This window comes from Pedobacter westerhofensis (assembly GCF_900182595.1).
GTDB classification, from domain to species: domain Bacteria; phylum Bacteroidota; class Bacteroidia; order Sphingobacteriales; family Sphingobacteriaceae; genus Pedobacter; species Pedobacter westerhofensis.
Genome location: NZ_FXTN01000036.1, coordinates 1 through 1509, shown reverse-complemented (window position 1 = coordinate 1509; position 1509 = coordinate 1). Strand labels below are relative to the sequence as shown.

Below are 1509 nucleotides of genomic sequence, written 5' to 3'. Positions count from 1 at the left end.
TAAGACTTAGTGGGGCATTCGCTACCACGCTCGGCAGCCAAGTCAGGGGGTCAGTTTGCACCGAAACAGAGGGGTCACTTTTACTGAAATACGCATTCTGCCTGATCTTTAATTGTATTTTCACCTGATTTGAGCGACTGTATTTTATTGTCCAATCCAAAATCCCGGCTTCTAAGGTTAATCTGTGAGAATTCACCTAACGCATCTTCAAATTGAACTGTATCATGGTTATTTACCATACTAAACAATAGCTGATTAAATCCGAAAAAGCCCCAATAATAAAATTCCGCTTCATGTCCCCTTACTGAGCTGCCCTTATAAAATATTTTTATCTCATATAGAATTATTTCCTTCAAGTGAAGAGCCGCCATTTCCGCGCAGAGGGTATATAATGACAAATAAGACGGGTTATTCTTGTATTTTGAAAACGAAAGCGAATAAAAATTGGAAAAAAAGAAAATGTATTGTTTAAAAACGGTTAAAGAATCATGTGCTATTGATTTAGAGGTAACGTTCCTAACGAAAGATAATAGTTCTCTAAACGTAGCTTTGTCATTGTTTGAAATTGATTTATCAATTGCTGCCCAAATCCTGTTTTCAATTCCTGCTGTGATGTCGTAATTACTCATGGATTGTATTTTGCATTTGTAAATCGTATAGCTCCAGATACATCTCTAATATATTTTGAACTTCCTTATGTTTTCCGCTTTGCGAGTAGTCTTCAAGTTTTTGATCAAAGTACTCACGGTAGGTTGCGGGAGTTTCATTTTCCAGTTCCTTGTCCGTTAAGATTACACAAGATTTTAAAACCGATCTTTCCTTCTCTGTATTTCGTTTACCATAATCCCAAATGAAATTGTCATAATCATTAGTCTGCTTACCTATGACTAAGCTACTGTAGTAATATTTACCCGCTTTTTTCGCCTTGTTTGAATACTCTTTTTTAATCTTGCTTATGTTTACATCAAATACATATCTGGGTTTCAATTCGGGATCATCTTTTTGCTCATCAGTTTCACTGGTAGCCACCGCGATATCAAAAGCGACATTTAAGCTATTAAATTCAATCCCAAGTGCTTTCATTGTTGCATGATATTCGTTTAGGCAATACTGTCTGAAAAGTGATTCCAGTAATATTCGTTTCGCTTCCTTTAATAGTTCAGCACGCATGGATTTATTAATGTGAGAAGGGTTGATAACCTTTATTATAGTTCTGAATAAGTGGCCTATAAAAAACAGAATTATCAGGGTTAAATAGGTTCCAGCTAAAACAATCCTATTATATAAATACTCAAATTCACCCGTAAAACTGTCTCTTAAAGTAGATATGATCATCAGCATGAAAATGCTGGATAGCGTGAAATAAATTATGAAATATAAGTAGGACTGCTTGAACAAAATCGAATAGGCAAGTTGCGTATTTCAGTAAAAGTGACCCCTCTGTTTCGGTGCAAACTGACCCCCTGACTTGGCTGCCGAGCGTGGTAGCGAATGCCCCACTAAGTCTTA

General features: G+C 36.2%; 2 protein-coding genes. Both read right to left on the bottom strand.

The features are described from left to right. Positions 1-80: 80 nt before the first annotated feature. Complete coding sequence (locus FN831_RS27535) at positions 81-629, bottom strand: hypothetical protein (protein ID WP_142531425.1); 549 nt, start codon at positions 627-629, stop codon at positions 81-83. After that, entirely contained in the window at positions 622-1341 is a 720-nt protein-coding gene (locus FN831_RS27530; RefSeq protein WP_142531424.1) for a hypothetical protein, read from the bottom strand. Before FN831_RS27530 ends, FN831_RS27535 begins: the two co-directional genes overlap by 8 nt. Between the last annotated feature and the right edge of the window lie 168 nt (positions 1342-1509).